Here is a 25,946-nt window from a genome sequence, read left to right on the forward strand (position 1 = left end):
TCATTGCTGAGCTAATGGGTATATTTGATATCCGCAAAATTTTGCAGCATGAAAATACTAATTGTGGAAGATGAAACCGGGCTACGGGAAACCATAAAACAATCGCTTGAAAAAGAACGGTATATAGTAGAAACCGCTATAGATTATAATAGTGGCATAGATAAGCTTGGCGCGTATGATTATGATTGTGTACTCATAGATATCATGCTGCCCGGTGGCAGTGGGCTGGCTCTTGTAAAGGCAGTAAAAGAAATGCAGAAAAAGGAAGCCCTGATTATTATTTCGGCCAAAAATTCGGTTGATGACAAAGTTACCGGGCTCAACCTGGGGGCAGATGATTACCTAGCTAAGCCTTTTCACCTTGCAGAGCTGCATGCGCGCATAAAATCGGCTATACGCAGGAACAGCCACAATGGTGACACTTATTTAAACCTCGCCAACATCAGCCTTTCTCCTGAAATGCGCAATGTTACCATAAACGGCGCAGCGCTTACCCTAAACAGGAAAGAGTTTGATCTCCTATACTATTTTATGGTAAACCCTAGCAGGCTTATTAACAAAACCGCATTGGCAGAATCGGTATGGGGAGATTTTACAGACCAGGCAGACAGCCTTGATTTTGTATACTCACAAATAAAAAACCTCCGCAAAAAATTAAAAGAGGCCGGCGCAGAAGCAGATATTCAGGCGGTGTATGGTATGGGCTATAAAATAATTGCTCAGTCATGAGTAAAAAAAACACAAGCATATCGCTGCAAAACTATACGCTACGCTACTTGGTGGTGGCGCTGCTGGCTGTAATTGCCGTTTGGGCAGGGCTTTTTTATGCCGTTATATTAGAGGAGGTATATGATAATATAGACGACGGCCTCAAAAATTCAAAAATCCAGATCATCAGAGAAATGTACGCCCACCCCGAACTGTTAAATACGCGAGAGTTTGGCATCAACCAGTTTAAAATAACTCCACTGCCCAAAGACAGCGTATATGATTTCTCAGATAAATTTATAAGCACTTTTGAATTTATGGAGTATGATGATGATGATGAACCCGTACGTTTGCTGGAAACTGTTTTTAACGACCCGCGGGGACGACCATACAAACTTACAATACGCGCCAGTATTGTAGAAGAAGACGAGCTGCTCGAAGACCTTCTTACCGCGCTTGTAGCCCTGTACATTATGATGGTTGCCAGTATAGCGTTGCTTAACCGTTATTTGGTACAAAAAGCATGGAAACCTTTTTATAATATTTTGGACAGGCTAAAACAGTATAGTCCGGGGAGTGGCAAAACTTTTGAAAAAGAACCGTCTGTAGTTACCGAGTTCAGGGTGCTTTCTGAAGAACTCCAAGCACTGCTGAAACGCAACGAGGCGGTATACGCTAGCCAGAAACAGTTTATTGAAAATGCAAGCCACGAATTACAGACACCCCTTGCCATTAGCCTTAATAAACTCGACCTTTTTGCAGAAAACAATACACTACCAGAAGAACAGATGGCCGAACTCGGAAAAATAACCGATACCCTGCAACGGCTGGTGCGGCTCAACAAATCGCTACTCATGCTCTCTAAAATCGAAAACAGGCAGTTTACCGAGAGCGAATCAGTAAATTTTAATACCCTTATAGCGCAACTGGCCGAAGATTTTGAAGATATGGCTGTTTTTAAAGGCATACATATTACAGTAAGCGGCACAGGACAGCTGGTTTATACTATAAACAAGGGTCTGGCTATCTCGCTGCTTTCAAACCTTATAAAAAATGCGATTATACATAATTATAAAGGCGGCTCGGTAGATATTGCCATAACATCGACCTCTGTTACGATACAAAATACAGGGAAGGGCTACCCCTTAGATGAAACTCTTATTTACCGTCGCTTTTACCGAGACATCCACAACGGGCAGTCAACAGGACTTGGCCTTGCGCTTGTGCAGGCTATTGCGGCGATATACAATATAAAAATCAACTACACATTTACTGATCAACATTCTTTTACATTTATTTTTCCCGAAAAACAGCATCTTTCCTAATTGTTTCCAGTTTTGGGTGGTAATCTTGTACTATAATTTTAAAACAAGATTAGTTATGAAAAAAATTGTTTTTGCTATTACAGTACTAAGCTTTATATCGTGCAACGCCCAGAAAAGAAACATTGGCCTTACCGAACTGCCCGGGCAGGCACAGAGTTTTGTTACTACATATTACCCTAGCCAGGCAATATCGTATATCATAGAAGAAAAAGATACACATAGCACCGAATACGAAATACATTTTTCCGGCAGTGCAGAAGTTGAGTTTGATGCAGCTGGCCTGTGGAAAGAAGTTGAAGCAAATGCATCGGTAATACCGCCGGGGCTGCTGCCAAAGAAAATTTCGGCCTATCTGGCTAAAAATTACAAGGGGCAGAATATAGAGAAAATTGAACGGAAAAACTGGGGCTACAAAGTAGAATGTTTTAGCGACCTTGAGCTGGAATTTGATAAAAATGGGGATTTTTTAAGGATAGATAGCTAAATCTTTCCGCCGCAGATATATAGTGTCTGCGGTTTTTTTACTTACGCCGCCTTATATCGCGCCTATATTCCCACGGAGCCTGTGGGCGTTTGGCAGCCCATAAACCAAGATGCTGTTGGCGTGCCTGTTCTTCATACACACCAAGCTGGGCATTATTGCTGTAGTCTTTATAATGCCAGGCATAACCGGCTTTAATCATCTCTTCGTTTACATTAATACCTTCCTGTGTAATTACAGTACCTACTACCCTGCCATACCGGTCTCGCTTGCCTCCCGATTCTACCGTTACAATTTTACCAAAACAGAGGTCAGATGCGTATTGTTTGGCTTTCATACCATAAGCCTGTTTTTTTTCAGGGCAGTCAATTTCTGCAAGGCGCACGCGTTCGGGCTGCCCATCATACAAAACCTCAAAGGTATCGCCGTCTTTTACAGCTGTTACTTTCCCTGTAAAGGTTTTAAGCGCACGTACTTCTTTAGTATCATTACCTTTACGTGGGCTATCCGGTTGTGTTTTTTGATTATAGTTATAAAGTACGGCCAAAATCAGCATTACCAATAAGGTAGCAATGCTGTATTTGGGTTTACTGGTCCTGCGTTTTGCCATCAAAAAAGTATACTATTTATCCCTTAGTTGTTGGGTTTCATCATATATATACTGAAGTATGTCAGCATCCTGGTCGGTAAATTCAACATTCCGGCGCTGCATCATAACGCGGGCCGTGTCAAAAGCTTTATTAATATGGTGGTTCACCATGCCCGAAGCGCCCCCCCATGAAAAGCTTGGCACATAATTTCTGGGAAAACCGCTGCCAAATATATTAGAACAAACACCTACTACTGTACCGGTATTAAACATGGTATTGATACCGCTTTTACTGTGGTCGCCCATCATTAGGCCGCAAAACTGCAAACCTGTTTTTACAAACCCCTCTTTTTCATAGCTCCACAGTTTCACTTCCTCATAATTGTTTTTGAGGTTAGAATTGTTGGTATCGGCTCCCAGGTTGCACCACTCCCCTAAAACAGAATTCCCTAAAAAGCCGTCATGGCCTTTATTACTATAAGCAAACATAACCGAGTTACTTACTTCGCCCCCTACGCGGCATTCAGGGCCAATAGTGGTAGCGCCATAAATTTTAGCTCCTATTTTTACTACTGCGCCATCACAAAGGGCAAACGGCCCGCGGATGATTGAGCCTTCCATAATCTCGGTATCCTTACCTATATATATAGGACCGGTAGCAGCATTTAGCGTAACAAATTCTAATTTAGCGCCGTACTCAATAAAAATATTCTCCGGTGCTAAAGTATTTACTGAAGCCGGTATAGGCTGTGATTTCCTGTCTGCGGTAAGCAATTCAAAATCCTCACGCAGCGCAGCATCATTCTTTCGGAATATATCCCATACCTGTTCAATTTTAAGTACCTCATCATCATAATATATAATCTCATAGGCATCAAAATCTACTTCTTCCTGCGTGTCTTTAGCATAAAACGCCACTACATCATCGCCTGAAAAAATAGCTTGGTTCCCTTCCAGCGATTTTACCATTTCGGCCAGCACTTCATTAGGCAAAATAGCACTGTTTATCATCACATTTTCCTCCATTTCCACCATAGGGTATTTTTCCATCAGGTATTCTTCGGTAATGGTAGTGGTGGTATATCCCAGGTACATTTCCCATTTTTCTCGTATGGTAAGTATGCCAATGCGTATATCGGCAACAGGTCGGGTAAAAGTAAACGGCAACAAGGCATTGCGCACCGGGCCGTCAAAAAGTATATAATTCATGATGTTGTGCTTTAAAAAGGTTCAAAACAGCAATGCGCCAAAGTTAGCTAAAGTTTTGGAGTTACAAAGTAGGAAAATTATAAAGTGGCAGGGCTGTAGAGTAGCAATATCCTTCCTTTTGAATAGGAAGGATTGGTATGAAGACAAAAAAGCCTTCCGTTTCGGGAAGGCTTCTGTATAGATTGAAAATCCAAAAATTATTTTTTGAATTTAGAATATTTGTTTTTGAACTTGTCAATACGTCCTGCGGTATCAATAAGTTTAGATTTACCTGTATAGAAAGGGTGTGAAGTACGAGAGATCTCTAATTTCACAACAGGGTACTCAACACCTTCGTGTTCTATTGTTTCTCTTGTGTCTGCTGTAGACTTAGTTATAAACACTTCGTCGTTGCTCATGTCTTTAAAAGCAACTAATCTGTAATTTTCCGGGTGAATACCTTTTTTCATTTTAAGTAAATTTTATTGTTCTGGCTCCCACTTGTTTCGAGGCTTCTGTAGGCAGAAGGTGTAAACGCCTGAAAGCTTTTTGTTTTTTAAACTTTTTTCAATTCAGGCTGCAAAAGTACAATTATTTTTTTAATATCAAATACTTAGCTATTATTTTTTGCAGTGTAACATCTGCCGCAATATTACGACATATACGGCATAAATTGTATATTTGTCTCACATAAACCAAACAGATTAATCATGGAACAAAACAACACAGCAGTACAGCCAGTAAAAACAGGTAAAGCCGCAGTTAATTACGGCGTTATTTTTGGCGTTATAATGATTTTAGAATTCATAATAGCCTACGCATTAGACATTAACCCGCAACAAAACAAAACTATAGGACTGATTAACAGTATTTTAAACAATTTGATATTACCCGTTTTATTTATAGCGCTTGCATGCAATTATTTTAAAAAGCAAAATGGTGGCTATATAAAATTTGGTGAATCTCTAAAAACAGGTGTTGCAACAACAGTTATAGCAGCCGCAGTTTTTGCTGTTTTTAATATTGTTTTCTACCTCATATTTCCCGAAGCGCAAGCCGAAATACTTCAAAAAGTAAAAGAGGCACAGGTAGCAACCAACCCGAATTTAACTGCAGAGCAATTAAAAATGACTATTAAAGTTACGGAAATGTTTATGAAGCCTTATATAGCATTTCCTGTAACAATAATAATATATGCCTTCCTTGGGCTGATTTACTCTTTACTAGTAGGTGCTATTGTTAAAAAAGAAAAGCCCGGTACATACTAATACATGAACCTATCTATAGTTATCCCCCTGCTTAATGAAGAAGAATCCCTGGAAGAACTCTACCGGTGGATTACTAAAGTAATGGCAGAAAACGCCTATACCTACGAAGTTATTTTTATTGATGACGGCAGTACTGATGGCTCCTGGAATATTATTAGCAAACTGGCACAACAGGATACCGCGGTAAAGGGGATTAAATTTTTTACCAATTATGGCAAATCTCAGGCTTTGCATGCCGGGTTTGAAAAAGCACAGGGAGATGTTATTATCACCATGGATGCTGATCTTCAGGACAGCCCTGATGAAATACCCGAACTTTACAGCTTAATTAAAAATCAGGGATTTGACCTGGTATCGGGCTGGAAAAAGAAAAGGTATGATGCTAAACTTACCAAAAACCTGCCTTCAAAAGTATTTAACTGGGCAGCAAAAAAAACGTCGGGCGTAAAACTGCACGATTTTAATTGCGGGCTTAAAGCCTACCAGAAAAAAGTAATTAAAAATATAGAAGTTTCGGGCGAAATGCACCGTTATATTCCTGTTTTGGCCAAAAACGCAGGTTTTAAAAAAATAGGTGAAAAAGTGGTGATACACCAGGCACGCAAATACGGCACTACAAAATTTGGCATGGAACGGTTTATCAATGGTTTTTTAGACCTGATAACCATTTGGTTCATCTCAAAGTTTGGAAAAAGGCCCATGCACCTGTTTGGTGCACTGGGTGTACTTATGTTTTTTATAGGCTCTGCCTCGGCAATATATATAGGCATTAGCAAACTCTATAAAGTTTATGCTCATGAAAAAGCCATATTGGTTACAGATAACCCATGGTTTTATATAGCCCTTACCACAATGATTATTGGCACCCAATTATTTTTGGCCGGATTTTTAGGCGAAATTGTTTTGCGCACAAAAAATAATGAACAACGTTATAAGATAGATGAAATAATTTAGCCTTAAATTTGAAGACTCTCACACAATTAATTTAACATAACATGGAAATTGAAAAAACGTTATTAGACAAGGTTAATGTATGGCTTACCTCTCCCGTTTTTGATACCCAGACCAGGGATGCCATAAAAGAAATGATGACATCTGCCCCAAAAGAGCTGGAAGACAGCTTTTACCGCAACCTTGAGTTTGGTACCGGCGGCATGAGGGGCGTTATGGGTCCCGGCACCAACCGTATTAACAAATACACCCTGGGCAAAGCCACACAGGGATTGTCTGATTACCTTAAAACTTCATTTCCCGGAGAAGAATTAAAGGTTGCTATTGCGTATGACTGCCGCAATAACAGCGATACACTTGCGCAAACAGTAGCCAATGTGTTTTCGGCTAATGGTATTAAAGTATATCTTTTTGAAGAGTTAAGGCCAACACCGGAGCTTTCTTATGCCGTAAAATACTTAAAATGTCAGGCTGGTATTGTATTAACAGCATCACACAACCCACCGGAGTATAACGGCTATAAGGTATACTGGCAGGATGGCGGCCAATTGGTTCCCCCGCATGATAAAGCACTGATACAGGTTATAGAGGCACTGCAGTATGATGCTATTAATTTTGAAGCTAATAAAGACCTTATTGAATATATAGGCAGCGAAATAGATAAGGAGTTTATTAAAACCTCTTTGGTTAATGCTACTTTTAACACCTCTCCCGAGGCAAGGCAAAACCTTAAAATAGTATATACGCCGTTACACGGCACATCGGTTAAGCTTATACCGGACCTGCTGGAAAATGCAGGGTATAGCAACGTACACATAGTGGCAGAACAGGCAGTGCCAAACGGAAACTTCCCAACGGTTAAGTCACCAAACCCCGAAGAGCCGGAAGCGCTTAGTATGGCTGTGGCACTGGCTGACCAGGTAGACGCTGATATTGTAATTGGTACAGACCCGGATGCTGACAGGCTTGGTGTGGCTGTACGTAACGGCAATGGCATTATGACATTGCTAAACGGCAACCAGACTATGGTACTAATGACCGAGTTTTTACTGAACGAATGGAAAAAACAAGGTAAGATTGACGGAAAACAGTTTATTGGTTCTACCATTGTATCTACACCAATGATGCATGAGCTTGCCCAGGCATATGGCATTGAATGTAAAGTAGGCTTAACCGGCTTTAAGTGGATTGCCAAAATGATTGTAGACTTCCCTGAGCAGGAATTTATTGGCGGCGGCGAAGAAAGTTTTGGTTACATGGTGGGCGATGCCGTGCGTGATAAAGATGCGGTAACCTCTACCCTGCTACTTTGCGAAATTGCCGCACAGGCTAAAGCCAAGGCAAGTTCATTATACCAGGAGTTACTTAAACTGTATGTAAAATATGGTTTTTATAAGGAGTATCTTATTTCTATTACCAAAAAAGGTATAGAAGGCGCTGCAGAAATAAAACAAATGATGGTTAACCTTCGGGAAAACCCGCTTAAAGAAATTAACGGCCAACGTGTGGTAATGATTGAAGATTACCAGTCTTCTATTGCAAAAAATCTTATTACCAACGAGGAAGAACAAATAGATATGCCAAAAAGCGACGTACTTATTTATTACCTTGAAGATGGCAGTAAAATATGTGCACGCCCTAGTGGTACAGAACCAAAAATTAAATTTTATTTCAGTGTAAACGATACATTGGATGATGTAAACGATTTTAAAACGGTTGAGGCTGCCCTTGACCGGAAAATTAAGAATATTATAGAGGAAATGGGCCTCAAATAAATGAATGAGTGATTATAAAAAAATAGCGCGTTTAGCAAAGCCTTATAAAAAATATATCATCCTGAATATTTTTTTTAACGTGCTAAGCGCGTTTTTCAGTACAATATCATTAATAGCGGTTATACCGGTATTAAAAGTTATTTTTGAAGATACAAGAAGGATAACAAAAGAACCTGTTTACGAAGGCTTTGGCAGTATTAAATCTTACTTGGAAGATTTATTAAATTATACTTTAACAATGCAGATAGACCAACATGGCATATTTACTGTGCTAATGTATATTATTGGTCTGATAGTTGTAATTTTCCTGCTTAAAAATATTACAACTTATCTTGCGGTTTATTTTATTACCTATTTGCGCAATGGCCTGATAAAGGATATACGCGAAAATATGTATGCCAAAATAGTACGCCTCCCTGCTTCTTATTACTCAGATACTACTAAAGGAGATGTTATAGCACGCCTTACAACGGATGTTAATGAGATAAGTAACTCTCTTCAAAACATCCTGGAAATGGTGGTTAAAGAGCCTCTAACTATCTTATTTACTTTGGCAGCTATGATGCTATTGAGCATAAAGCTAACCCTTTTTGTTTTTGTTTTTATACCTGTAGCAGGCTTTTTGGTTTCTCAGGTAGGCAAAACACTAAAAAAGAAATCTATGCTATTGCAGCAGGAACAGGGAAAAGTACTTTCAATACTGGAGGAAACTGTTGGTGGACTTAAAATTATTAAATCCTTTACTGCAGAAGCTATTTTTGGTAAAAAATTTAACGACACCAGCAATCAGCTTTTCCGCCATAGCAATACTGTAGCAAACCGTCAAAATCTTGCTTCACCAATGAGTGAGTTTTTAGGCATTTTAATTATAAGTGTTTTATTAGTATACGGTGGTTATCTGGTTTTTAAAGATCAAAGCATGGAAGCTGGTATTTTTTTAGGGTATATACTTATGGCATATAATATACTTACCCCTGCCAAAGATATATCGAAGGCCAGCTATAACCTTAAACGCGGTACAGCATCGGCGGAGCGTATTGTGCAAATACTTGAAGCTAATGTTGCCATTGAAGACACACCCAATGCTATTGAAAAAAATGACTTTGAAAAATGGCTTGCAATTGAAAATATTACTTTTAGCTATGACAGTAAACATAATGTACTCAAAAACTTTTCATTACAGGTACCAAAAGGGCAAACAGTTGCCTTGGTGGGTCAGTCTGGTAGTGGTAAAAGCACTGTAGCTAACCTGCTTACCCGTTTTTATGACGTGCAGGAAGGCAGTATTAAAATTGACGGACTTGATATTCGTGACATTAAGCTGAATTCACTTCGCGGTATGATTGGCCTTGTAACACAAGACAGTATATTGTTTAATGATAGTGTACGGAATAACCTTTTAATTGGCCGCCCAAATGCCACAGAGGATGAAATTATTTCAGCACTGAAAGTAGCCAACGCCTATGAATTTATAGAAGGGCTGCCTGAAGGGTTAGACACTAATATTGGCGATAGCGGAAACAAACTTTCGGGCGGGCAAAAACAACGCCTTAGTATTGCCCGTGCAGTACTCAAAAACCCGCCTATTATGGTATTGGATGAAGCTACCTCTGCCCTGGATACCGAAAGCGAACGCTTGGTACAGGAAGCACTGGATAATATGATGCAGAACCGTACATCGGTAGTCATTGCCCACAGGCTAAGTACTATACAAAAAGCAGATAAAATTGTAGTAATGCAAAAAGGCAGCATTGTAGAGCAGGGTACGCATGACGAACTTATAGCCCTGAATGGCACTTATAAAAAACTGGTAATGATGCAGAGTTTTGAGTAAGCATTTATCACAAAAGAAATAACAATTGATTAATAGCCGCATTTTGTGGCTATTTTTTTTACACGTAACTTTACTTTGCTAAAACACCAGAAATACATGCCTAAAAAAGCCATTATTTATGATCTTGATAATACCATTTATCCGGTAAGCGATATTGGTGAAAAACTTTTCGGGCCACTTTTTGACCTGATTACTGAAAGTGGCGCACATGAGCATCACATGGAATCAATTAAAAAAGCAACCATGCGTACACCATTTCGCGTTGTGGCACAACGCCATAATTTTAGCGATGAGCTTACCCAAAAAGGTATTAATTTGCAGGAAGAGCTGGAATATACCGAACCTATAGCTTCTTTTGAGGATTATCCGGAAATTAAAAATATACCCGGCCTGCGTTTTCTGGTTACTACCGGTTTTTTTAAAATGCAGCACAGCAAAATAAAGCAATTGGGAATTACCAGCGACTTTGATGAGATACATATTGTAAACCCCGTTGTAACCTCTAAAAAAGAAGTATTTGCAGATATACTAAAACGCCACAACCTTACACCCAAAGAAGTACTTGTAGTAGGTGACGACCCTGAAAGTGAAATAGCGGCAGCCAAAGCGCTGGGCATAACCACTGTTTTATATGATAAAAATGACAACTTTAGCAAAGAAGAGGCTGATTTTAAAATAAGCCATTTTAAAGACCTGAAACGCATATACCAGAACACTTAAAAACGGCAATCTCATGTATGTGTGCAATGAAGAAATAAAACTACCGCATAAAGACACTATAGTGTGGAAATACCTGGACCTTTCTAAATTTCTGGACCTGCTGTTGTGCAGGCAGCTCTTTATGTCGCGCTCAGATAAATTTGAAGACCAGTACGAAGGTACATTTAGTGAGCCAACCTATGAGGAATTAAAAAAAATATCTGAAAACAACCCAAAATTTTTAGATAACTATAAGTCACACCGCAAAAATGTAGTTATCAGCAGCTGGCACATCAATGAATACGAAAGTTATGCCATGTGGCAGATATTTACTAAAAACCAGGAAGGGCTGGCCATACAAAGCACTATAGGACGCCTGCAGGAAGCGCTTAAACCCGAAACAAATTATGAGCAGCATATTGGGGAGGTAGAATATATAGACTATAAAAAAGAATACATCCCTTTTGATAATAACTTTTTCCCATTTCTATTTAAGCGCAAGAGCTTTCAGTATGAGCGTGAAGTCCGCATAATTTCAGACCTTTCCTCTCACAAACTTACTATTAACGAAGGATTAAAAACAGCCGTTGATATAAACCAGCTTATTGAAAAGATATACATACATCCAAAATCTCAAAACTGGTATAAAAACTTGGTAATACAGCTTATGGCACAACTTGGTTTTGATTTCAGTGTAGAAAAGTCTGATTTGGAAAGTGATATTTTAATTTAGCAATTAATTACTAACCGGCTCATAATCGGTAACTTCCCAATCAGTCGAAAGCAGGTTGGCATAGTGGTAGTGTACGCGGTCATTTTTATCAAAAGCCCCATTTTTATTAATATCCTCAAGTGTACGGAAGTAAATGCGGTTTTGCGCCTCTATAAGGTTCCAGTCTACCAGCTCCTGCATAGCACCGGAGAGTTTTTTAAAACCTGTACCGTTAATATGGCTAATGTATAAAGAGCGTATGTCATTAGAGTCAACTTTGCCATCCTGGTTAGTGTCAGAATCTACCAAGGTATATATAAGCACCTGTTTCCTGGTTTTATCAGCAAAAGTATTAAGGTATGTGGCTGTTTGTATTTGTATCAGTTCATCAGTCAGCGGACGCATTGCTGTAGAATCTATATGCTGAAATTTAAGGTTTTCAAAGTAGCCTGTAATTTCAAAACGATTATAATTTGATATGGCATAACTTATATTGTTGGTACGGCTGCTGCCATAGCTGCGGCTGTAATCGTCATAAATACGTATATCCCCAACAGGATGTATTAAATATTGTGTACCCTCCATAATAACAGGAAGGTCGGCTATTTTAATTTGCGTAGAATCTGTTTTCTTTAAAGGAGTACGTGCAGTTTCCTTATAGCTTACCTTCGGTTTGGGCTTCTCTTTTTCCTTGCATCCAAAACATAACAAACCTATTACGGCAAATGATAGTACAAACGTTTTTTTCATATCAAACATGATGTTACACCAAAAATAAGCAAAATGTTTCAATAATTATATCTTGGCATACAGCTTAAGGCTAAATACACGGCTGGTAAGATAATTGGGTATGCCATACTGGCTTTTGGTATATACATCGCGCACCCAGGTGTTGGTAATGGCATTTTGGTTGTCAAACAGGTTAAAAATTTCTAACCCAATGCTTAACTCCTCAAAAGGCTTAAGCCAGGTGGCCGACACTTTATCTTTCTTTTGGGCATCAACAATTACATACGAAAAGCCTGCATCTGCCCTCCGATAATCATTAAGCCTGGACTGGTACTGGTAACTATCGGCATAAGATGGAGAGCCACCCGGTAACCCTGTATTATATACAAGGTTGAGGTACATTTTAAGGCTTGGTATAGTAGGCACATAATCCTGAAACAGTATACCAAATTTAAGCCTTTGGTCAGTAGGCCTTGCAATATAACCGCGGTCATTAATATTCTCTTCGGTTTTCATATAACCAAAACTCAGCCACGATTCTGTTCCCGGTACAAACTCACCATTCAGGCGCATGTCAAGCCCGTAAGCATAGGCAACCGCATCATTATTGGCGCGGTAGCGTATACGCACATTTTCAAGTGTATAGGTGTTAACATCGTCCAGCTTTTTATAATATGCCTCGCTAACCAGCTTAAAACGCTTGTTATTTACGGTAAAGCTATAATCGTTAGCGGCTACAATATGTATAGACCGCTGCGCTTTTACATCGGGGTTTACCTGCCCGAGTGAATCACGCAACTCCCTGTAAAACGGCGGCTGGTAATACAACCCTCCCGAAAGGCGGAAAACCATATCTTTTTTCCACTTTGGCTTTATGGCAAACTGTGCGCGCGGACTTATTACTACCTGGCTTTTACTCTCTAAATTATCTCCGCTTACCTGCCATTGGTGTACCCTTGCCCCTGCATTCATATACAATTGCACACTATCGCCAACAACCATACGACGGCTCCATTGGGCATAACCCTGCACACGGTTAATGGTTACAAAATTAAGGGCACGCACATTTTGGTAAGGTACTAGCGGCCCGGTGTAGGGTGTATATGGTTGGTTATTAACCGGCAAATCTAAAATAGGTGCATTAAGTGAAAATCCGGCTGAATCTATAACTTCCCATTCCAGTAAACGGTCCCTGAAATCTTCTCGGGTATACTTAATACCCCATTCTACCAGGTTTTTCTTAATATCATGATAGCCTTTTACTTCGGCATTTACTATAAGCGCATCCAAATCATTACGGGCATGGTTAAGCTGAGAGCCTACCCCGCGCGCAAACTGTATATCACCATAAGTATCACTGCCTAAATTAGTATCTACTTCTCCAAGCGCATATTGCGCCAGTATATCAAAATATTCCTGCTCCTGGGTATGGTAAACAGAGCCTATAAATTTCAGGTCAAAATTGTCTGACACTTTATATTTTGATGTCACCGCACCAAAATATGTACGGTATTCATCTTTTTCGCGCCCGTCATAAAAAATCTGCAGTGCAACAGGGTCATCTATGGTACCAAAATTTGTTTGGCGGGTAAGGGGCTGGTAATGGTATTTATTTTGAGATATATTACCCAAAAAGCTAAATTCCCACTTTTGGTTAGGGTTATAGTTTAGCAATGTCTGCACATCAACAAATGTAGGTTTGTAGTTGGTCTGGGTTTCTTTGCTGTTAACCAACAGGCTGTTGTTGCGGTAGCGGCCACCAATTATACCGCTCCACTTTTTATTTTTTGAAATCCCTTCAACAGTAACTGCTGCCCCTAAAAAACTGGCATCTGCCTGTATGGCATTTTTTTCCGGTTTACGGTAGGTTATATTTAATACTGATGATAGTTTATCGCCATATTTTGACTGGAAACCACCCGCAGAAAAATCTACATTTTCTACCATGCTGGTATTGGTAAAACTCAGGCCTTCCTGCTGCCCGCTACGGATAAGAAAGGGACGATATATTTCTATATCATTTACATATACCAGGTTCTCGTCATAATTTCCGCCGCGCACGGCATATTGGCTGCTTAATTCATTATTACTGTTACCGCCAATAATTTTAATAATGTTTTCCACACCGGGCATTGCCCCGGGAATATTGCGAATGGTTTCGGGAGATATCGATATAACCCCTTCTACCCTTTTTGAACCTGTTTCGGCATTTATTATCAGGCTGCCCATCTGCTCTACGTTATTCAGCATTAAAGAACTGAATTCATACGTATCGCCTGCTCCCATTGTAATTTCTATACGCGACAATTTAAACGATATGTGTTCAAACCACACAACTACCTGCCGGTCTGCCGGAAGCTGTATCTGATAAAAACCGTTTTCATTTGTTGTGGTACGTACAGTACCTTCTATATCTGCATAGTAAATATTTACCCCCTCAATAGGATGGTGGTTTTCATCCAGCATTATACCATATAATAATGGTTTTTTCTGGGCAAAGGCAGTAGCGCCCGTTAGTAATACAAAAAGTATAAGCAGTTTAGTTATTGTTTTCAACAGAGGCAGATTTTTGTGTTCTGAAAAAATGCGTTTCAAAGGTAGTAGAATTTCCCACATTATCGGTTACCACAACTTTTAAATCGTTACGGCCATCATCAGCCACGCCATCACTAAAGTTGTGAAAGATAGTACGGGTTTTATAATCATAATGCATAAGTATCCATTTACCGTTCAGCCAGGCATTAAAGGTAGCAATACCAGAAAGGTTATCACTAATTTTAAGGCTAAAGGTTTTATTACTGCTCAGCCATTTGCCCGTGGTAAAGCTGGGGCTGAAGATTTTTGGCGCAGTGGTATCCTGCATTATCTTAAAATCGCCAAGCTGCTTTACTTTGGCAGAGAGCAGGCTCCCCTCGGTATAGCTGCTATTATAAATGATACGTCTGTTAGATACGCACGCTATAAACGATTTTGATAGTTTTTCGGCAGGCATGCCATCAACATTAAACGATACCGTTATAGGGATGTGCACCGGTACTTTAGGCTCATGTAAATGTAATACCGAATCTTTTACATCAAAATCCATATAAAAACTATCGTAAAAAGTGTGGGCGGGTATATAAACCGATACCCCGTTTTTTGAATAGTTATGCTCCTTATTTACATCTACATAATATGGGGTAACCTTTTGTGGGCTTATATTTTTAGCAAGGGCCTCACTAAACACAATGGTGCCGTTTATAACCGTTTTATTACCATGAAAGTCTGATACCTCAATGCGATAAGGGATTGTATTACCTGGGACAACAGTAATCTGCCCATTAGTTTTATTATCGGCTAAAAGCGAAAATCCCTCCTGGGGGGTGGTAATAAAAAGTTTTTGAAAGCGCTGCCCGCTGTCATAGTATTTTTCATAGTCAATAAGGTCGTTTACATAACGGCCTTCGTCAAACGAAAATTTATCAAAAGTATAGCCAAACTGGGGGGCATCATTTACAAAAACCTGTATTTTATATACCCCGTTGTGGCCAAGGCTGCCCACACTTTTATCTGTAGTGTTTACTGAGAGTCCAATGCTACCCTTTGCATATAGTGTGCCGGCAAGCCATGTACCGTCTTTTTGCTTTTTTACTGCTACCCGCACCGGCTGTGCCGACTCATTTATTACGGCACTGTCGCTTATAGCATAAGCCATAAGCCCATATACATCAGGAGCACTTTTATCAATCATTTTATTCCGGAGGCCAAAAAAGAGCGGATTAATGATTTTCTCTGTTTTGGTATCGCGGTATTCAAAGTGCAGGTGTGGGCCGCCGGAGCCGCCCGTGTTGCCCGATAGTGCCACTTCTTCCCCCATAGTTACAGGCAATTCGCCCGGCTGCGGAAAAAGCTCTATATCAAACGATTGTTTTTCGTATTGCTTTGCCCTTACATATGCATCAATTTTCGGGGCATATTCAGATAAATGGCCATATACTGTAGTATAACCATTTGGGTGGTCTATATACAGGCAGGTGCCGTAGCCATAGCTGGATACTTTAATACGCGACACATAGCCGTTGGCAGCAGCATATACCGGGTAGCCTTCTTTCTGGTTGGTGCGGTAATCCAGCCCCGCATGAAAATGGTTGTTGCGCAGCTCGCCAAACGTACCCGATGCATGCACGGGCAAATCCATAGGTGCGCGAAAATAATTTTCAGGATAAGGCTGCCCCTGAGCAAATGCTGTGGCAGAAATAATTAAGCTAACGGCTAAAAAACGAAATATCATACGGCTAAAATATAAAAAAGCAGGCAAAAACTACCTTTTGCTTTTCTTAAACCTATAACTGTTTATAAAGCAAATTATTACTCATAAAAAATAAATTTTCGAAGATTTTTCGGCCTATCTATTGTTTGTATTTAAAGTAATGTTAACTTTGTGCTTTGTGTAATGAAGGTATGGCTGCTATGGGTGGATTATCTGAAATAGTTGATTCTCTTGAAGGTAGGCTTGATGAGCTTTACAAAAAGATGCTGGAGCTCCAAAAGCAGAATAGTGAACTGGAAAGTAAAATATCCCGTTCTGAAGCGGCCATGAAAAAACAGTCTGATGAAATTGCAGCGTTACAGCAGCAAAATGAATCGTTAAGGATTGCCAATTCATTATTAGGCAGTGATGACAATAAACGAGAAACAAAGCTCAAAATAAATTCGTTAATACGGGAAATTGACTTTTGCATAGCACAACTATCCGAATAAAAGGAATATGGATGACAAGCTTAAAGATAAAAATATCCATAGCTGACAGGGTTTATCCGCTAACGGTAGACCCCGCCCAGGAAGAAGGGCTGAGAAGCGCTTCTAAAAAAATTGATGCCATGATAAAGCAATTTGAAGAGAATTATGCCGTTAGGGATAAGCAGGATGTGCTTGCCATGTGTGCGCTACAGTTTGCAGCGCAGGCCGAGCAAAAAAAAATAACTAATTCTGCAGAAACCGAAGATGCCCTTGAAAGGCTGAAAAAAATGGATGAAAAACTGAGTGATATTCTCAAAAAATAAAAAACGTTCTTTGCATACGTCATAAAGATACTGCCTACATTAGTACATATTTGATAAACTCAACGCCAATTTTTTAAACGGGTGAATCGCCGCTACTAAAGCAAGCTGCCTCAGAGCAGATCCTTGAACAGCGGGTTAGCCTAAAACTTGTCCTTTACGAGTTTATACAATACCTTCTGATGTAGGCTTTTTTTATATATTTTTTTAAAAGAAAACCAATTATATATTTATACATAAACATAAAAAACAACTATGGATGCTACATTATTAACTATACTTATTGGCCTTGTGGGGCTGGCAATAGGTTTCGGCGTTGCAAAGATGATTGAAAAGAAAAGCGCAACCAGTGTTACAGCCAATGCAAGAAAAGAAGCCGCCACTATAGTAAAAGAGGCTAAAAACGAAGGAGAGGCTATAAAGAAAGATAAACTGCTACAGGCTAAAGAAAAGTTTTTAGAACTTAAGGCCGAACATGAGCAGGTTATTTTAGGTAAAGACAAAAAGATTTCTGAGGCAGAAAAGAGAACCCGCGATAAAGAATCGCAAATATCTAATGAGCTGGCCAAGGCTAAAAAAGGTAATGAGGAGCTTGATACCAAAATTGCCGATTATAACAACCGCATTGAGTACCTTGATAAAAAACAACAGGAAATAGACCGCCTGCACAAAAGCCAGGTAAACCAGCTGGAGGTAATATCAGGCCTTTCGGCAGAAGAAGCCAAAGAACAGCTTATAGAAAGCCTTAAGGCAGAAGCAAAAAGCAGCGCGATGGCCCATATACAGGAAACCATTGAAGAAGCTAAGCTTACCGCACACCAGGAAGCTAAAAAAGTTATCATTAACACTATACAACGTGTAGGTACCGAAGAGGCTGTTGAAAATTGTGTATCAGTATTCAATATAGAATCTGATGATGTAAAAGGACGTATTATTGGCCGTGAAGGGCGTAACATCCGTGCCCTTGAAGCAGCTACTGGTGTTGAAATTATTGTTGACGATACACCGGAGGCCATTATACTTTCATGCTTTGATCCCGTAAGGAGGGAAATCGCACGCTTATCATTACACAAACTGGTTACTGACGGAAGGATTCACCCCGCGCGTATTGAAGAGGTGGTATCTAAAACCGCTAAACAGATTGAAGAAGAAATTGTTGAAGTAGGTAAACGCGCCGTTATAGACTTGGGCATACATGGACTGCACCCGGAGCTTATAAAAATTATAGGGCGTATGAAATACCGCTCATCTTACGGACAAAACCTGTTACAACACTCGCGCGAGGTAGCTAAACTTTGCGGTATTATGGCAGCAGAATTAGGCCTTAATGTTAAACTTGCCAAAAGGGCCGGTTTATTACACGATATAGGTAAAGTGCCCGATACTGAAAGTGATTTGCCACACGCATTACTTGGTATGCAGTGGGCAGAGAAATATGGCGAAAAAGCCGAGGTTTGCAACGCTATTGGAGCTCACCATGATGAAATTGAAATGAAATCGCTCCTTTCACCAATCGTTCAGGTTTGTGATGCTATAAGCGGTGCAAGGCCGGGTGCAAGAAGGCAGGTACTGGACAGCTATATACAAAGGCTTAAAGACCTTGAAGATATTGCATACGGCTTTCAGGGTGTTAAAAGCGCCTATGCTATACAGGCAGGACGTGAGTTGCGTGTAATTGTTGAAAGCGAAAAAGTAAGCGATGATATGGCCTCTAACCTTTCATTTGAAATTTCACACAAAATTCAAACAGAGATGACCTATCCGGGCCAGGTAAAAATTACAGTAATCCGCGAAACACGGGCTGTAAATATTGCTAAATAATATTAGTAAAATATATAAAATTTAAAAGCCTGAAAGTGTACACTTTCAGGCTTTTTCTTTACAAACTGGTAACTAACGGTTATGGTGTTTCCAGTTCTTCCTGCAGTTTTTCCCACTCTTCCATTAAATCTTCAAGCTCTTTCTTTTTTTGCTCATAGGCTGCAAAAAAAGAAGCATCATGCATCAACTTTTCAGGGTGGGCGGCAAGGTTACGGTCGTCTTTTTGTATGTCATTTTCAAGTTGCTGTATTGTACTTTCTACTCTACTTAACCTGTTTTGCAGTGTCTTATTCTTTTTCTGGTCTTCAAAACTAAGTTGCTGCTTTGGTTTTTCTTCCTTTTTAGATTGGGACTTTACTACATCCCGTTTTTCAACTTCACGCATGTTCTGCAGGTTACGCTGTTCCAGGTAAAAATTAATATCACCCAGGTATTCTTTTATTTTATGATCTTTAAACTCATAAACAATATTCCCCATACCCTGTAAAAAGTCCCTGTCATGGCTAACAATCAATAAGGTACCCTCATACTTTTGCAGCGCGGCCTTCAGTACATTTTTAGATTTAATGTCAAGGTGGTTGGTAGGTTCATCCATTACAAGAACATTTATAGGCTGCAACAACAGCTTACATAAAGCTAAGCGGTTTCTTTCGCCCCCTGAAAGCACTTTTACCTTTTTTTCAACATCATCCCCCCTAAATAAAAAAGCACCCAGCATATCGCGTACTTTACTTCGGTTGGTATCTGTAGCGGCATTCTCCATAGTTTCAAGCAATGTGATTTCCCCGTTAAGGTGTTCTGCCTGGTTTTGGGCAAAATACCCTAACTGTACATTATGCCCTAACTTGATAACACCAGTATAGTCAATCTCATTTACTATAGCCTTTATAAAAGTAGATTTACCCTGGCCGTTCTGGCCCACAAAAGCAATTTTACTGCCGCGTTCCACCAAAAGGTTAAGATCTTCTAATATCAGTTTGTCGCCATATTTTTTTGTAACATGTTCTGCCTCTACCACTACCCTTCCCGGTGTTACCGATACCGGAAAAGAAATAGCCATAACTGAGTTGTCATCTTCATCAACCTCAATACGCTCTACCTTATCCAGCTTTTTGATAAGCGATTGCGCCATAGAGGCTTTGCTTGCCTTGGCACGAAATTTCTCAATAAGCTTTTCGGTATGCTCAATACTCTTTTGCTGGTTACGTTGTGTAGCAAGTTGTTTTTCGCGTATCTCTTCCCTTAAAACCAGGTATTGCGTATAAGGCTTATTAAAATCATACGTTTTACCCAGCGAAATTTCTATAGTACGGTTAGTTACATTATCAAGAAACATTTTATCATGCGATACAATAACCACAACGCCCGGATAATTCTTAAGGAAATTCTCAAGCCATATAATACTTTCAATATCCAGGTGATTGGTAGGCTCATCCAGCAAAAGCACATCATTGCTTTGTAGTAAAAGCTTTGCCAGCTCTATACGCATCCGCCATCCGCCGGAAAATGTATCGGTAAGCTTATCAAAATCATCGCGTGTAAAACCAAGCCCTAAAAGTATCTTCTCTGTATCACCTACATAATTATATCCTCCCAAAATCTCATACCTATGCGTATAGTCACTCAGTTCTTCAATAAGCTTTGAATATTCTTCGCTTTCATAATCAGTACGGGTAGCCAGCAGGTGGTTTATTTCCTCCAGCTTGGCTTCTGTGTGTTTTATATCAGTAAAAGCTTCATAGGCTTCATCAAGCACTGTACGACCCTGCACAAAATCAATATCCTGGCGTAAAAAACCAATACGTACTTCTTTTTCTGTAGCTATAACACCCGAATCAGGTTTTATATCTCCGGAAAGGATTTTCAGCATGGTAGATTTACCCGCACCATTTTTGCCCACAAGGCCTACACGGTCTCCGGCATTGAGCCTGAAGGTTACTTCTTCAAACAAATAGGTCCCGCCAAAAGAAACCGATAAATTATATATGTTCAGCATTATTCTATACTCTTATTTTTACCGTAAATTTGTAATACAATAAATTTTTTGCAAATGTTAAAAAAAGGATCGAAACTATATAGTATTTTAACAGGAACCTGCCCACGTTGCCATCAGGAAAGTATGTATATAGATAAAAACCCATATAACTTAGGTAATGTATACAAAATGCACGAAGAATGCAGCCATTGTGGCCTCCATTATAAAATAGAACCTTCATTTTTTTATGGCGCTATGTATGTTAGTTATGGCTTAGGTGTTGCTTTTAGCGTAGCAGCTTTTATTATCAGCTATGTTTTTTTAGACAGCTCCCTTAAAACAGCATTTTTTGCTATAATTGCCACCCTTGTGCTGCTTATGCCTGTTAACATGAGGCTATCCCGCAATATATGGATTAACTTTTTTATAAAATACCGTAAAAACTGGCGCGAATTTAAGTCCGGGCAACACGGTTCAAATTAATTTCTCTTTTTACCGGCACTCCTGTTTCAATAGATTCGTACAATTCTTTCGCCATAAAAGGTGCCAGCATTACCCCCCTGGTACCTAAACCATTTAACAGATGTACATTTTTAAACTCATGATGTGTACCAATAAGTGGTTTACGGTCTTTTACAGTAGGCCTAATCCCTGCATATTGTTCTACTATTTCATAAGGGCAGGTAATAATATTGGCAAGCTCATCAATTAGCTCATTACGCGCTGATGTAGTAGGTGTGGCTGTCTTATCATCCCATTCATAAGTGGCACCCACCTTATATAGATCACCACCTACAGGCAAAACAAATAAGGCAGACTTAATACAAACATTTAATTTAAGCTGAGGGGCTTTAATTAATAAGAGTTCACCTTTTGTACCGTTAAGGGGCAGATAGCCAAAATAGGGATTTTTTGATAAGCCGAAACCTTCTGCAAAAACTATATGTTTCGCTTTATAGCCTTTATACTCAATATAATCAGGATAGATATCAAGTGCATTATATTCAAAAGTTTCATTTAAAAAATTATCCTGCTTTAAAGCATAGTCCCAATAGGCAGGAATTAATGCAAGAGTATCTATATAACCGGTATGCAAAACTTTACCAAAGCCAAATGGAGAAGGTATACCATCAAACGTATCATGAATAATTTCAGGATGTAAAAATGGCTGAAGCCTGGGTTTATCTAAAGCCTCAAACCACATGTTTTGCTCTTCAACGGACGCAAATTTTCGATATACAGGTAAAGGATAATCTATCTTAATATCCAATTTATTTTCAAGTGATTTATAAAACGGTTTCATATACATAAGATGCTCATAGGCATCCTGTGTAGGAGTCATTCGTTTTAAAACAATACCATTATACATACCTGCAGCTACAAGGCTGGAATTTTGCGATTTGTCCGAAATCATTAAAAATGATTTAACTTGTTTAGAAAGTGTTTCTGCAAAAGCAATACCGGCAAGGTGCCCCCCTACAATTATATAATCAATCATGGTTCAAAAATAAAAAACTCTTACCTGTTACGGTAAGAGTTTTAAAATTTATATTATAAGGGAATTAATAATTCCACATATCTTGCTCAAAATTACGTATCTTTTCCTTAACACGCTCTGCTTCTAAAAGTTGCATCTGTGAGTTTTCCTGTAGATAATCTTTGATCATCCTGTCTCCATAAACATTTTCTTCTTTAACAATAACACCACTAAAGCGCCTCGCATTAAGAAGGTGGTCAAATGTTATAGGGTTCGCAGAATTTTTCTCGTTAAATGCTTTAGCTTCGTGAAGTATATCACGTGCAGCCGGATAAAACACCCAGAAAAGTGGTATTGGCTCAGCTTCAGATCCCTGCCTCATTTTAGTAAGGGCATCTACAGCCATTGGGCAAATACCTAATATTCTGTATTTAAGCTCACCTTGTCTTTTATCAAAGAACCATACACCAACAACTTGGTATTTGGTTACATCAGCGGGTTCAAGCCTTGAAGTGTCATAATGTTCAGCGGTAAGTACACCCTCAGCTCTAAGATCAGCTTCTTCTTTACCAGGATTTTGGTTAAGAATCTGAATACCATAAGAGTTAAGTTCTTCAAAATAAAAAACCGATTTTATATCCTGCTCAGTTTTTTTAGTCTGAAAATAAGAATCTTCATAAACTTCGGTAAGCCTGCCGTCTTCAATAGCCGTAATTAGAACTTTGAATAGCGATCTTCTCTCATCCCCAAGGTCTTCCTCAATTGGAAAATACAGTGGGAAATTAATACGCTGGTCAAGATCAACCACTTCCCATACTTTTTTCGCAAACAGCACATCTCTGTCACCTACATATCCATAAGGCAGTGGCTTATCGTGGTCAAGCGCTTCTTGTTCTGCCGTTTTAACACCTATTTCTTCAGGTGTTTTGGCATTTAAAAGGTTAGACTGGGCAAACGCCGTAGCCGAACCTGCCATAAATAAAGCCGCTGCTATAAAAGTTTTGCTATTCATAATCCAAATTTATTTATAAAGAAAAAACGCTTCTTTAAACTAATTATTGTACTTCCCAGGTAAATGCACCTGATTTTTGAACTCGGTATCCACCAGCACCTGGCAAATCAACTTCAATATTACTAATAATAACAACATCTCCACGTCCAGCACCATTAATCGCTTTTAATGCTGCGGCATTAAACTTGTTACCTTGACAAATAATTGTTGGACTTCCAGGAACAAATACTTCAAAAGATTTAACAATTGGACTAAGGTCAAAGACAAAGTCCGGAAATACTGCATTAATTGTAGAATTAGAAAGGTCATTTTTGTTACCTTTTGCAGAATTACGCTTACCTCTAAGTTCTGGTACTGGTTGTGGTATATCTCTAATTAAAAATTCTTTTTTATCAGCAACTTTACTACCATCTGGTAAAGTAGCAACAACATTAATTGTAGCTTTAGTACCAGAAACACTCGTTACTTTCCAGTTGTATTTTCCAGTACCAGTTCTAGACCAAGAACCAGGAGCTGAAGCATTAACATTATTATCTGATACACCTGCAAAAGAAACCGTCATTGGGTTATCAACACCGCGGTAAACTGAGTTCATTTTATCAGCTGAAATCGTAGCCGAATTTGGTTTAGGAACAACTACATAATTACCTTCAATTGGAATCTTTTTCTGTTCACCACCTTCGGTAAAATAGAAATCACCTCCAATTTTATTTTCACCAAGACTTCCTGCATTAAATTTGAAAACCGCCTGGCCATTCTCAACTTTTTGTTGAGAACCATTAACAACAACTTTATCTGGTACAGTTTTGTCATCATAACGTCCAAGAACAACCCTACCAGTAACGGGTTCGCCAGAAAAGAAAGCTGACTTATCAGCTATCACAATAGCTTTATAATTATCAACAGATGCAGTAGTTAAAGCAGCCTCACCAAGTGCAGAACTGTAAATAGAAGACTCAATGTTTTCAACATCGTTCTGCATTGCAGAAATTTGGGTTACTGATGCAATTGCAGGAAATCCTTTAAAATGGTAATCCAACCACTTTTTAGTTACTCCTTCACCGTCTTTTACATCCGCTGTATTAAACTTACTGTTAACATCACTTATAACACCTTTAAGCTTTTTGTTATCTCCAATAGCAGCAATCATCTGCTTTTTATAGTTCTCAATTGCGTCAACAAAAGCTTGTCCTTCTTGTGAGTAACCGTCCCCTTTAAACCATTTTTCATCAATATAGTCACCCTTATCCATTGCTTCGAAAGGCAATTTACCATTCTCTTTTTCATACTGGGCTACGATATTGTTTTTAGATTCTTCAAGAAATTGGTAGAAAGCTGAAGATATGCTCTTAACTTTATCAGCCACTACTTTTGCAGCGGCATATTCACCCCCACTTTCATCAGCTTTCTCAACTAAAGCATTATATCCTGCTTCATTTGTAGAAACAGCTTTTCTATTAGATTCTTCAAATTGTTCGTTCATTAAGCCGAATGCCGAAAGTACTTCTTTAGACATATTTAGGGCCATCATTGCGATGAAAACCAAGTACATTAGGTTTACCATCTTTTGCCTGGGGGTTAATTTTCCTCCTGCCATTTATATATTTTCTCTATTTTAAGTAATGAAAATTAATTTATTTAATCCTAAAAGGATTAACCCCTGTTGTTACCCATTGCAGACAACATACCACCGTAAACACTGTTAAGTGAAGCAATGTTTTTAGTCATAGCTGTCATTTCCTGCTGTAGCTTAGTAGCATTTTCAGCAATTACAGTATTAGCTTCTGCATTACGCTGGGCACTTTCTAACTGTACTTTATATAAGCTGTTTAAAGATTCCATCTGGGCAGCAGCCATAGACATTTCTTCGCTGTATTTCTTTTGTGAAGCAATAGAATCTACAGTTGGAGAGATACCTTTAGCAGCAGATTCGAAATTTTTGATGCTGTTACCAAGGCTTGCCATAAGCTCACCATCTATTTTAGCTTCTTTTAAAAGGTTATCAAGTTTTTTAGAAAGAAGGCCCTGAGTATCTTCTGCAGTTTCTTTTTTAACCTCTTTTTTCTTTGGGTCGCCGCCTGCTAATTCAGGATAAACTAATGACCAATCCAAATCCTTATGTATTGGTTCAAATGCTGAAAGAGCAAAAATGAAAGCTTCGGTACCCAATCCTGCAATAAGCATTGCACTAGCATATGGCCAATGCATTAATTTAAAAAGTGCTCCAATAATTACAACCGCTGCTCCAAGACCGTAGGCCATATTCATAACTCTTTGTGGTAGTGCCATAATAAAAAATAATTTAGTTTTAGTTAAGTAATAGATTTTTAATTAAATATTTCGCAAAAAATGAATTGGTTTAA

At 39.1% G+C, this 25,946-nt stretch carries 24 protein-coding genes and 1 other RNA gene; 14 read left to right on the plus strand and 11 right to left on the minus strand.

Annotated features, from left to right (window positions below):
* The first annotated feature begins 48 nt into the window (after nt 1–48).
* The 3 genes from ABS766_RS05095 to ABS766_RS05105 are packed head-to-tail and all read left to right on the plus strand — an operon-like array spanning nt 49 to nt 2,517.
* On the plus strand, nt 49–729 hold the full coding sequence (locus ABS766_RS05095; protein ID WP_408084042.1) for a response regulator transcription factor: 681 nt from the start codon (nt 49–51) through the stop codon (nt 727–729).
* Nucleotides 726–2,033 (plus strand): sensor histidine kinase, encoded by a 1,308-nt coding sequence (locus ABS766_RS05100; protein WP_408084043.1) that lies wholly within the window; start codon nt 726–728, stop codon nt 2,031–2,033. The genes ABS766_RS05095 and ABS766_RS05100 overlap by 4 nt, the downstream gene beginning before the upstream one ends.
* A gap of 55 nt (nt 2,034–2,088) precedes the next feature.
* Complete coding sequence (locus tag ABS766_RS05105; RefSeq protein WP_408084044.1) at nt 2,089–2,517, plus strand: PepSY-like domain-containing protein; 429 nt, start codon at nt 2,089–2,091, stop codon at nt 2,515–2,517.
* A gap of 37 nt (nt 2,518–2,554) precedes the next feature.
* Here ABS766_RS05105 and ABS766_RS05110 read toward each other — a convergent pair whose 3' ends face one another.
* From ABS766_RS05110 to ABS766_RS05120, 3 genes are all read right to left on the minus strand, one after another.
* Nucleotides 2,555–3,124: a thermonuclease family protein gene (locus ABS766_RS05110; protein WP_408084045.1), complete on the minus strand. Its 570-nt coding sequence runs from the start codon at nt 3,122–3,124 to the stop codon at nt 2,555–2,557.
* 12 nt (nt 3,125–3,136) lie between these two features.
* Nucleotides 3,137–4,312, minus strand: coding sequence for a GlmU family protein (locus tag ABS766_RS05115; RefSeq protein ID WP_408084046.1), 1,176 nt, complete (start codon nt 4,310–4,312; stop codon nt 3,137–3,139).
* A 197-nt stretch (nt 4,313–4,509) separates the two neighbouring features.
* Complete coding sequence (locus tag ABS766_RS05120; protein ID WP_408084047.1) at nt 4,510–4,761, minus strand: type B 50S ribosomal protein L31; 252 nt, start codon at nt 4,759–4,761, stop codon at nt 4,510–4,512.
* A 240-nt stretch (nt 4,762–5,001) separates the two neighbouring features.
* Between ABS766_RS05120 and ABS766_RS05125 the strand changes: the two genes are divergently transcribed.
* The 6 genes from ABS766_RS05125 to ABS766_RS05150 all read left to right on the plus strand — a co-directional run bounded on the left by ABS766_RS05125 (nt 5,002) and on the right by ABS766_RS05150 (nt 11,551).
* Entirely contained in the window at nt 5,002–5,559 is a 558-nt protein-coding gene (locus ABS766_RS05125) for a DUF4199 domain-containing protein (RefSeq protein WP_408084048.1), read from the plus strand.
* Between the two features lie 3 nt (nt 5,560–5,562).
* The gene (locus ABS766_RS05130) at nt 5,563–6,513 is read left to right on the plus strand and encodes a glycosyltransferase family 2 protein (RefSeq protein WP_408084049.1); all 951 of its coding nucleotides are present in this window, start codon (nt 5,563–5,565) and stop codon (nt 6,511–6,513) included.
* Between the two features lie 41 nt (nt 6,514–6,554).
* Entirely contained in the window at nt 6,555–8,285 is a 1,731-nt protein-coding gene (locus ABS766_RS05135) for a phospho-sugar mutase (protein ID WP_408084050.1), read from the plus strand.
* 4 nt (nt 8,286–8,289) lie between these two features.
* Nucleotides 8,290–10,119 (plus strand): ABC transporter ATP-binding protein, encoded by a 1,830-nt coding sequence (locus ABS766_RS05140; RefSeq protein ID WP_408084051.1) that lies wholly within the window; start codon nt 8,290–8,292, stop codon nt 10,117–10,119.
* A 96-nt stretch (nt 10,120–10,215) separates the two neighbouring features.
* Nucleotides 10,216–10,839 (plus strand): HAD family hydrolase, encoded by a 624-nt coding sequence (locus ABS766_RS05145; RefSeq protein ID WP_408084052.1) that lies wholly within the window; start codon nt 10,216–10,218, stop codon nt 10,837–10,839.
* Nucleotides 10,840–10,852: 13 nt separating this feature from the next.
* Entirely contained in the window at nt 10,853–11,551 is a 699-nt protein-coding gene (locus ABS766_RS05150) for a DUF2971 domain-containing protein (RefSeq protein ID WP_408084053.1), read from the plus strand.
* A 3-nt stretch (nt 11,552–11,554) separates the two neighbouring features.
* Here ABS766_RS05150 and ABS766_RS05155 read toward each other — a convergent pair whose 3' ends face one another.
* From ABS766_RS05155 to ABS766_RS05165, 3 genes are read right to left on the minus strand one after another with little or no spacing between them, the layout of a single operon-like run.
* The gene (locus tag ABS766_RS05155; protein WP_408084054.1) at nt 11,555–12,280 is read right to left on the minus strand and encodes a hypothetical protein; all 726 of its coding nucleotides are present in this window, start codon (nt 12,278–12,280) and stop codon (nt 11,555–11,557) included.
* Nucleotides 12,281–12,325: 45 nt separating this feature from the next.
* Nucleotides 12,326–14,815, minus strand: coding sequence for a TonB-dependent receptor (locus ABS766_RS05160; RefSeq protein WP_408084055.1), 2,490 nt, complete (start codon nt 14,813–14,815; stop codon nt 12,326–12,328).
* Nucleotides 14,799–16,529: a M23 family metallopeptidase gene (locus ABS766_RS05165; RefSeq protein WP_408084056.1), complete on the minus strand. Its 1,731-nt coding sequence runs from the start codon at nt 16,527–16,529 to the stop codon at nt 14,799–14,801. Before ABS766_RS05165 ends, ABS766_RS05160 begins: the two co-directional genes overlap by 17 nt.
* 155 nt (nt 16,530–16,684) lie before the next feature.
* On the opposite strand from ABS766_RS05165, the gene ABS766_RS05170 reads away from it, so the two are divergent.
* The 4 genes from ABS766_RS05170 (at nt 16,685) to rny (ending at nt 19,119) form a co-directional block, all read left to right on the plus strand.
* Nucleotides 16,685–16,999 (plus strand): hypothetical protein, encoded by a 315-nt coding sequence (locus ABS766_RS05170; protein WP_408084057.1) that lies wholly within the window; start codon nt 16,685–16,687, stop codon nt 16,997–16,999.
* A gap of 11 nt (nt 17,000–17,010) precedes the next feature.
* A complete protein-coding gene (locus ABS766_RS05175; protein WP_408084058.1) occupies nt 17,011–17,301 on the plus strand; it encodes a cell division protein ZapA in 291 nt (96 codons plus the stop codon).
* A gap of 57 nt (nt 17,302–17,358) precedes the next feature.
* Nucleotides 17,359–17,465, plus strand: a non-coding RNA gene (ssrS, locus tag ABS766_RS05180) — 6S RNA.
* Nucleotides 17,466–17,553: 88 nt separating this feature from the next.
* On the plus strand, nt 17,554–19,119 hold the full coding sequence (rny, locus tag ABS766_RS05185; RefSeq protein WP_408084059.1) for a ribonuclease Y: 1,566 nt from the start codon (nt 17,554–17,556) through the stop codon (nt 19,117–19,119).
* A 79-nt stretch (nt 19,120–19,198) separates the two neighbouring features.
* On the opposite strand, the gene ABS766_RS05190 is transcribed toward rny, so the two are convergent.
* Nucleotides 19,199–21,115: an ABC-F family ATP-binding cassette domain-containing protein gene (locus ABS766_RS05190; RefSeq protein ID WP_408084060.1), complete on the minus strand. Its 1,917-nt coding sequence runs from the start codon at nt 21,113–21,115 to the stop codon at nt 19,199–19,201.
* Nucleotides 21,116–21,169: 54 nt separating this feature from the next.
* On the opposite strand from ABS766_RS05190, the gene ABS766_RS05195 reads away from it, so the two are divergent.
* Nucleotides 21,170–21,577, plus strand: a complete 408-nt coding sequence (locus ABS766_RS05195) for a DUF983 domain-containing protein (RefSeq protein ID WP_408084061.1) — start codon at nt 21,170–21,172, stop codon at nt 21,575–21,577.
* Here ABS766_RS05195 and ABS766_RS05200 read toward each other — a convergent pair.
* The 4 genes from ABS766_RS05200 to porL all read right to left on the minus strand — a co-directional run bounded on the left by ABS766_RS05200 (nt 21,549) and on the right by porL (nt 25,872).
* The gene (locus tag ABS766_RS05200) at nt 21,549–22,592 is read right to left on the minus strand and encodes an NAD(P)/FAD-dependent oxidoreductase (RefSeq protein WP_408084062.1); all 1,044 of its coding nucleotides are present in this window, start codon (nt 22,590–22,592) and stop codon (nt 21,549–21,551) included. The two genes, ABS766_RS05195 and ABS766_RS05200, sit on opposite strands and share 29 nt — an antisense overlap.
* Nucleotides 22,593–22,656: 64 nt before the next feature.
* On the minus strand, nt 22,657–23,583 hold the full coding sequence (gene porN, locus ABS766_RS05205; protein ID WP_408084063.1) for a type IX secretion system ring subunit PorN/GldN: 927 nt from the start codon (nt 23,581–23,583) through the stop codon (nt 22,657–22,659).
* Between the two features lie 43 nt (nt 23,584–23,626).
* On the minus strand, nt 23,627–25,180 hold the full coding sequence (gene porM, locus ABS766_RS05210) for a type IX secretion system motor protein PorM/GldM (RefSeq protein ID WP_408084064.1): 1,554 nt from the start codon (nt 25,178–25,180) through the stop codon (nt 23,627–23,629).
* Nucleotides 25,181–25,236: 56 nt separating this feature from the next.
* A complete protein-coding gene (gene porL, locus ABS766_RS05215) occupies nt 25,237–25,872 on the minus strand; it encodes a type IX secretion system motor protein PorL/GldL (RefSeq protein ID WP_408084065.1) in 636 nt (211 codons plus the stop codon).
* Between the last annotated feature and the right edge of the window lie 74 nt (nt 25,873–25,946).

Origin of the sequence: Flavobacterium rhizosphaerae (assembly GCF_046000445.1) — a bacterium.
In the GTDB taxonomy this organism is placed as follows: Bacteria; Bacteroidota; Bacteroidia; order Flavobacteriales; family Flavobacteriaceae; genus Flavobacterium; species Flavobacterium rhizosphaerae.